The organism is Kitasatospora sp. GP82, assembly GCF_029892105.1.
Lineage (GTDB): Bacteria > Actinomycetota > Actinomycetes > Streptomycetales > Streptomycetaceae > Kitasatospora.
This window is the reverse complement of sequence record NZ_JARZAJ010000093.1, coordinates 1-6,977: the sequence shown is the minus strand read 5'-3', so window position 1 is coordinate 6,977 and position 6,977 is coordinate 1. Positions and strand designations below refer to the sequence as shown.

8 protein-coding genes are annotated in these 6,977 nt (G+C 65.3%); 6 read left to right on the top strand and 2 right to left on the bottom strand.

Features of this window, described 5'->3' with window-relative positions:
* Positions 1–482 (bottom strand): hypothetical protein (locus tag P3T39_RS36870; RefSeq protein ID WP_280703691.1); only part of this gene is annotated, 482 nt, incomplete at its 3' end.
* A gap of 130 nt (positions 483–612) precedes the next feature.
* On the opposite strand from P3T39_RS36870, the gene P3T39_RS36865 reads away from it, so the two are divergent.
* A complete protein-coding gene (locus tag P3T39_RS36865; protein ID WP_280703690.1) occupies positions 613–828 on the top strand; it encodes a hypothetical protein in 216 nt (71 codons plus the stop codon).
* A gap of 316 nt (positions 829–1,144) precedes the next feature.
* Here P3T39_RS36865 and P3T39_RS36860 read toward each other — a convergent pair whose 3' ends face one another.
* Positions 1,145–1,516 (bottom strand): hypothetical protein, encoded by a 372-nt coding sequence (locus tag P3T39_RS36860; protein ID WP_280703689.1) that lies wholly within the window; start codon positions 1,514–1,516, stop codon positions 1,145–1,147.
* A gap of 619 nt (positions 1,517–2,135) precedes the next feature.
* On the opposite strand from P3T39_RS36860, the gene P3T39_RS36855 reads away from it, so the two are divergent.
* The 5 genes from P3T39_RS36855 to P3T39_RS36835 all read left to right on the top strand — a co-directional run bounded on the left by P3T39_RS36855 (position 2,136) and on the right by P3T39_RS36835 (position 6,748).
* Positions 2,136–3,785 (top strand): hypothetical protein, encoded by a 1,650-nt coding sequence (locus P3T39_RS36855; protein ID WP_280703688.1) that lies wholly within the window; start codon positions 2,136–2,138, stop codon positions 3,783–3,785.
* Between the two features lie 29 nt (positions 3,786–3,814).
* A complete protein-coding gene (locus P3T39_RS36850; RefSeq protein WP_280703687.1) occupies positions 3,815–4,696 on the top strand; it encodes a ParA family protein in 882 nt (293 codons plus the stop codon).
* Between the two features lie 368 nt (positions 4,697–5,064).
* A complete protein-coding gene (locus P3T39_RS37685) occupies positions 5,065–5,352 on the top strand; it encodes an SMI1/KNR4 family protein (RefSeq protein ID WP_348534428.1) in 288 nt (95 codons plus the stop codon).
* Positions 5,353–5,497: 145 nt separating this feature from the next.
* Positions 5,498–6,067: a TnsA-like heteromeric transposase endonuclease subunit gene (locus P3T39_RS36840; protein WP_280703685.1), complete on the top strand. Its 570-nt coding sequence runs from the start codon at positions 5,498–5,500 to the stop codon at positions 6,065–6,067.
* Positions 6,068–6,079: 12 nt separating this feature from the next.
* On the top strand, positions 6,080–6,748 hold the full coding sequence (locus P3T39_RS36835; RefSeq protein WP_280703684.1) for a Type 1 glutamine amidotransferase-like domain-containing protein: 669 nt from the start codon (positions 6,080–6,082) through the stop codon (positions 6,746–6,748).
* The last annotated feature ends 229 nt before the right edge of the window (positions 6,749–6,977 follow it).

The window sequence follows — 6,977 nt, the reverse complement described above, 5'->3', positions numbered from 1 at the left end:
GACGGCAGGTCGTAGTCGGCGGCCAGGCTCTCGGCGATCTGCGGCGTCACCGCCATCACCGGGGCCATCACCCGTCCCAGATAGTCACGACCTGGTACGTACGGCTTCGCGGGCGCAAGTAGATCGTCCAACGAGTGTCCGGCGGCCGAGGCCTGCTCCAGCATCCAGGCCCTTCTCTCCTCGCCGAGGCTGGCCATCCACTCCAACGCCGCCAGCGCTCGACGCTCGCGCCCGCTTCGCGTGCCGGCCGTCGCCGCCCAAAACAGGGGAAAGGTGTTGTTGTCCCACACGTCCGCCGCCTGGCGGAGGGTCTCCCGGTCGAAGCAGCGGGCGTCCGCGGCAGCGTTGGCGATCTGCACCAGAGAGCGATCCAGCAACGCCCCCAGCACGGCGACCGCGGAACCCCGCTGGCCCGGAGCCGCTTCACGCAGCCCATCCGCACTCGCACGACGCCAAGGGGAGGAAGCTTCGAGGTTGGCCATGCCAGGATCGTCGCATGAAACACGATCACGTCGAACAGGGATCTGGGCGCGTTCGTCTGTACCGGGCCGGGACTTACTGGAGTACGCCGACACCAGGCCGCAGGACCGCTTGGAGCCGGACCGCGCGGCGATGCTCACTATCCCTCCGGTCGCCCCGCCCAACTGGTGGCCCGTTCGCGCTCGTCTGGGGCGCGACCACTACATCCGCGTCGACACCGACTACTCCGCCCACCTTCGCGCGATCGGCCGCGTCATCACGATCCACAGCGACACCGAGGAGATCACCGCGACCTGCGGCGACGACCTGATGGCCCGCCACGTCAGCTGCTGGGCGAGGCACCAGTAGATCACTGGCCCCGAACACGCAGCCGCGGCCAGGGCCCTGCGCGAGGAGGTCTGGCACCAGCAAGCCGCCCGCGCGGCCACCGCCCGAGCTGCACTCCTGGCCCCGGACAGCCTCGGCATCAAGGTCGAACAACGCGAACTCGGCGCCTACGACCGCATCTTCACCCTCATCGAGGGCGGCGCCGGAAAGGACGACACTTGATGGCCCGCACCACCACTCCCGCCGACCAGAACACTGCCAACGCGGGCCGGCCCCCGGACGGCCAGGCGGCCCGCACCGGTCGGCAGACTGCCGCCGACCCCGGCTGTCAACGAGTTCAGGATGGGGATTCGGCTCCGCTGACGACTGCAGCGGCGGTCAGCGCCACCAGATGCCAGGTCCAGCAGTCGGACTGTTTGGTTGCGACATCGGCGCCGCAGCCTGCGCAGATGAGATTGGGGCCGTCCTGGCCGTCAAGTCCGCAGCAGCCGTTGCGGCGCCCACGGTCAGGGTGCGGAGCCGTTCCCGGCAGGTCGTCGGGATGCAGGATGAAGAGGCTGGCGTCATGGCTGATTGCATAGATGCCTCGGGCCATCCTCGGAGGGGCGATCCGATGGCCGGACCGCTCTTCGGTGCCCAGCGAGGGCTGTGCTTCTTTGAGATCTCCGGTGAGTGGCTGCCGACAGTTCGCGCAGGTGAAGAGGGTCATCGGGACATTGTGCCGGTCAGACAGCGCCAACCTCGGAGAGTTCCTCTGAACTATGGGAGCCGACCAGCGTCGACGTGGTCGGCGAGGTAGATCACGACGCCTCCGGGGTTCATGCCCGGGGCTGCGGCGGCGAGCTTGGGATCGGGGGTGTTCATCAGGTCGGCGAGCCGGGTTGTCCGCAGGGTTTGGGGTGGGATTCCGCAGGGGTCCAGGAGGTGGCTGACGTAGGCGGTTGAGGCCAGTGCCCGGCCGGTCTTGGTGATCGGTGACGATCACGTGGGGGTTGTGGGTGTGTTGATCCGTGCGGTGGGCCAGGCAGCGTTGAAGTGCCGACCAGCTGGCCGGGTCCATGGGCATCCGGCACCCGTCGCAGCGCAAGTCCCGCTGCCGAGCGGCGAATTTCTAGAGTCGCCGACGCCCCTTGTACGACAGCTGCGCCGGAGCAGCGACAAGTAGGCCGGGACGAACGACAGGTAGCCGAAGACGTGACAACACCTCCAGGGTCCTCTGAGGCAGATCCGGGCGAGTAAGCAGCCGCTCGTCGTCGAAGTCGTCCCGAGCCCCTCACCGAGGAACCTCTGCATGATCTCGGCAGCTCGGCACGAGGAGTTAGGAAGAGATGCCGGACTTCCAGGGGCAGTACAGGAGACAGACGTCTCACCACCAAGCGAACAGGGACCCCGTCCAGTGCGACCGTGACAGTAGCGAGAACCAGGTCCTTGTGTCCTGGGGTGCTGCCTCGGTTCGTCACGAACCAGCATCTTCGGCGGGTGCATCGCAAATCGGTTCGCGACGAACCGCTATCGTCGTCGGGTACAAACCCGCATCAGGTGGCACCAGGGAGAACATAAAGATGCCGCGAGCAGGCGCAGGAGGCTCGGCCAACACCGACATGCAGGCGGAGCCCGTCAACTTTGAGGACGAGACTGTCGTCCTCAGAGAGAAGGAGCTCATCAAGGCGCCGAAGCCGAAGGGCCTTGGCGTCAGCGTTCCGCTGGATGAAGTGGCACCGTGCCCGCAGAACCTGCGGGGTGATGAGCTGTACGAACGCCCGGAGGACCGGCAGAGACTGGTTACCCAGCTCCGGGAGAACGGGCTAATCCACGCCCTCGTTGTGCTCGACATGGCGGTCTACCTCGACATGTACCCCGAGGATGCCCACCACTTCAACAGCTCTCAGAAATACGTAATCGTTGCTGGCCACTGCCGCTTCGACTGCGCCCCGGACGCCGGTCTCGAACTGATCCGTGTCGATGTCCAGAACCAGTACGTGGACAAGCTCACCGAGGTGTTCCTCGGCGAGAACATCGGCCGCAACGCCCTCACCGTCTTCCAGGAGGCCGAGGGCTACTCCCGACTGCACCGTGAGAAGAAATGGAGCCACCGGCAGATCGCGGAGAACGCTGGGGTCGCTAAGAGTAGCGTCACTAAGAAGATCGCGATTCTGTCTCTTGCGAAGATCCCTGAAGCCAAAGAGGCAGTGCTTCAGAAGCGTCCGGGACCGGAGACGGCTTACCACATCCTCAAGGAGGTAGGCGATCCCAATCTCGTCGTTGCCACTTACGACCTTATGCAGGCGGAGCGACTCACCATCCCAGTGGCAGCGCGGAAGGTTCTCCTCTCCGGTTCGTCGCGAACCGGTGCGGTTGGGCCTGAGGCTGAGGATGCGCAGACAGCTGGGGGCGGCGGTTCGTCACGAACCGGCGAAGACTCAGGGCCCGAGGGTAAGGCCGACAACCGCACCGGTTCGTCCGAAGCTGGCGATGGTGGCTCCAACGACACGCTTCCCAATCCGCGTCGTCCAGCAGGTCCAGGCGTTGAGGAGCCCAACCTCGAGCTCGAGGCGAAGAAGCTTCGTGCTGAGGCAGCAGAAGCCCGCGCCGCAGCCTGCCAGGACCTGGTCACGACCTTCGTGTCCGCCGAGCCGGATGCCGCAGCGCTGCGCACCGCAGCCACCACCCTCTCCTTGGTCAGCAAGAAGGCGTTGGAGCTGGCGCACTCCTGGATGGCTGGGGCCGAGGCGCCGAACGCCTCAGCTATGAACCCTGGACCCTATCGGGACCATGTTCTGGTCAGCGCATCCCCTACACTCGTTGCACAGTTTGCGTATGCGGCAGCCCTCGCTGAGGACGAATGCCGTACGGCGGACAGCCGACGCAAGATTGATTTCCGGGTGAGCAGTTACCTGCAGCACCTTGTTGATGGTGCGGGCTACGAGCCCAGCGAGCTTGAGCGACCGCACCTGAAGTCCCTCTCTTCCAGCAGCTGAAGCTGCTCCGCCGGCTTTCGGAGACTGTCGTGCTTCACACCTTCTCGCCCCTGTACGCGCCTGACCTCCCGCCAGTGTTTGCGGCGATGAACCGCGCGGGATCGGTGGGCAAGACCACCATCGGATGGAACCTGTGCGTCCAGGCCGCGCGCCGGGGATACAAGGTCCTGTTTGTGGATGCTGACCTGCAGTCGGATGCTTCGTACTGGTCAGGTTGGGATGGGGACGAGCTACCTAAGGGCGTCGTCACCGTGCACAAGGTCATGCTTGGGCAAGCCAAGATGGAAGAGGCGATCGTTCCCGCGCGAACTCGGATCCGGCAGGGTGATGGGCCGAATGCGTTCAAGATCATCGACGGTCTGGACCTCGTGCGGGGAGACGAGAAGATGAGCCAGGCAGACATCGAACTCGCGCAGGACCCGAAGGGTGTCTTCTGGCTGCAGCGTTCTCTCCGGCGCTACATCACCAAGGGGCAGTACGACTTCGTCTGGATCGACTGCCCAGCGTCGCTGAGCCTGCTGTCCATTTCAATCCTCATCGCCTCCACCAACATCTTCGTCTGCACGAAGCCAGGGCGGAAAGAGCTGCGTGGAGCGAAGAGCCTGCTTCGCCGCATCAAGGATGTGCGGGACGAGTACGAGGACTTCGGAGCCATGCCCCTAGCCACATGGTTCGCGATGAACGAGACAAAGGCGTCGAACAGTCAGGGCCAGTTCTACCTGGAGAGGCAGCGCGAAGGCCGCGAGGTGTACGGCGACCGGATGCTCAACATGCTCAAGGCGACCACCGCAGTGGCCGAAGCGTACGACGCGCAGGAACCGCTCGCGTTCTGGGTACCCAAGCACGAGGCCACGCTGACCATCGACAGCATGCTTACTCAGATGGGCTTCACGGACCGTCGAGCAGCGTGACGGTTCGCCACGAACCATCAGCTCGGTTCGTCACGAACCGGCGAGGAACGCCACCACGACCATTACGGCGGTTCGTGACGAACCGCTTGTGAGCCGCTTCCCGAACCAGTTCGGGAAGCGGCTCACAAGCAACAGACTGTTGCCTACCTGGCGAAGGACCTTTCGGCTATTGCCCTGTCCCAGCGTAGGTCGCCGCTGTACCAGCGCGTCTTGTCCGCCCCGTAGCCCGTCCCAGTCGAGGTTGTCGCTCGGGTGACGGGCCCGCGCTGGCGTCCCACACCGTGTTGTCGGTGAGCGTGGTTCGTCCCGCGTAGGTTGTCGTTGGAGATGGCTACGCTTCCGGATCATGTGGAGACAAGTAGCCCTTGATGCGTTCCCGGACGCCGATTTCAGGGATCCCGCTGACGAGTCAGTGCTGGCCAAGGCGGAGCGGAAGCTCGGGGGGCGAGCTGCCAGCTGGGCTCAGGCAGCTGCTGCTGGAGAGCAACGGGATCATCGGACAGACCAGCGTGGACACTGTCTGGGCCATCGAGCAGATCGTCGAGCAGAACCTCTACTTCCGGTCGGACGGCTCATTCGCCCGGCTGTACATGCCGTTTGACGCTCTCCTGTTCTTCGGAGACAACGGTGGCGGCGACCAGTTCGCCTTCGTGTAGACGCCACGGAGGCCAGACATCTTCGTCTGGGAGCACGAGACCGACAGTCGCCGCTGGGTGGCCCGTGACCTACGGGACTATCTCGGGCGCTTACGCGCTGAGGGCGGAGACGACTGGTATCAGTAGTCCTCCGCCGAGCTGAGCGATGGGCGTCCCGGCTGATGTTCCCTCTCCCGGGCGGTTTGAGGGTTCACCAACCTCCGGCCCGGCAAGGGCTTCGCCTGTGAGAGTTGGCACAGGATCAGCGCTGGTTGGCGCTGGGGCGGATGTCTTCGCCGTCGCGTACGTCGATGAGGTCCGGGTCCGGCGGCGTGAGCCGTTGTCTGCGGTGTGGACAGCACGATTCGAGGAGATGGGGCCGGTCCGGAAGGTCCGGTCCTATCAGGGCCAGCGTTCGGTGACCAGGGACTATTGGTTCGCTAGGACGGCGAGCATGGTCAGCTGCGAGTCGCGGCTGGAGAGAGACCACGCAATGCTGCTCGACTTCGATCCGCTCGTGCTGGCACTGGTCTCGCAGCCGTTTCGCCTGTTCTGGCCAGGCCCGCGGGTGCGGCGGGGCCATGTCCCGGACTTCTTCGCCCGGCTCTCGGACGGCACACCGGTGCTGGTGGACGTCCGGCCGGATGACCAGATCGAGCCGGACGACGCGGAAGCGTTCGCTGCCTCGGCGCGGGCTGTTGATCCAGGGTTCGTTGCGCGCGCCTGTCAGCCGTGATTGGCTCGCCCGATGGAACTTCTGTTGACGTCGAGCGGGCTGTGCAACGAGACACTGCGGGATGCGCTGCGGGACATACTGGGAAAGCCGTTTGGGTCGGCGAACGTCGTGTACATTCCCACGGCGTCTGTCGCCGAGCCCGGGGACCACGGGTGGCTCGTTGCGGACATGAGCCGACTGCACGGTCTTGGCTGGCGGGAGTTCGACGTCCTGGAGCTGAACGGCCTGCCCCGGCGGATGGTGCTCGACCGGCTGCTCCATGCCGATGTCATCTATGTCGGGGGCGGCAATCACTACCACCTCGCGCGCAGCATCACCGGTAGCGACCTGGCCGACGGCTTCCTGGAGGCGCTGGAGAGCCGGGTTTATGTGGGGGTGAGCGCCGGATCGATGATCTTCAGCCGGAATCTTACCGAGCACTCCGCCGACGTCATCGGGGACGCCGCAGACCTCCGCGTGCTCGGCGCGACGACCATGGAGCCACCGTTCGGTCTCTTCGACTGGTATCTGAAGCCGCACCTGTACTCGTCGGATTTCCCGGAGCGGGATGATGCCTGGGCCGATCGCATCGCCGCGCGGGCGGACTTCCCGATCTACCTCATCGACGACGAGACGGCTATTCGTGTCAGTGACGACAAGGTGGACGTCATCTCCGAAGGCCGGTGGCGGTTTCATCCGTGATCCACCGCGTGCTGCGGCACCTCGGGCGCGGGCCGGTACGACGCTCAGGGGCGCGCTGTTGTGGAGCCTTGCCAGGTGAGTTCCTGTGTCGGGCTGCCTGTGGAAAGTAGTACGGGCTGACGTCACGGCGGGCGGCAGGCAGCACGTCCTCGGCCACCTGGGCGGCCACCTCGTCGTTGTCGGCCAGGCGGTGGGTGGCCGCCACCTTCTGCCGCACCGTCTCGGGACG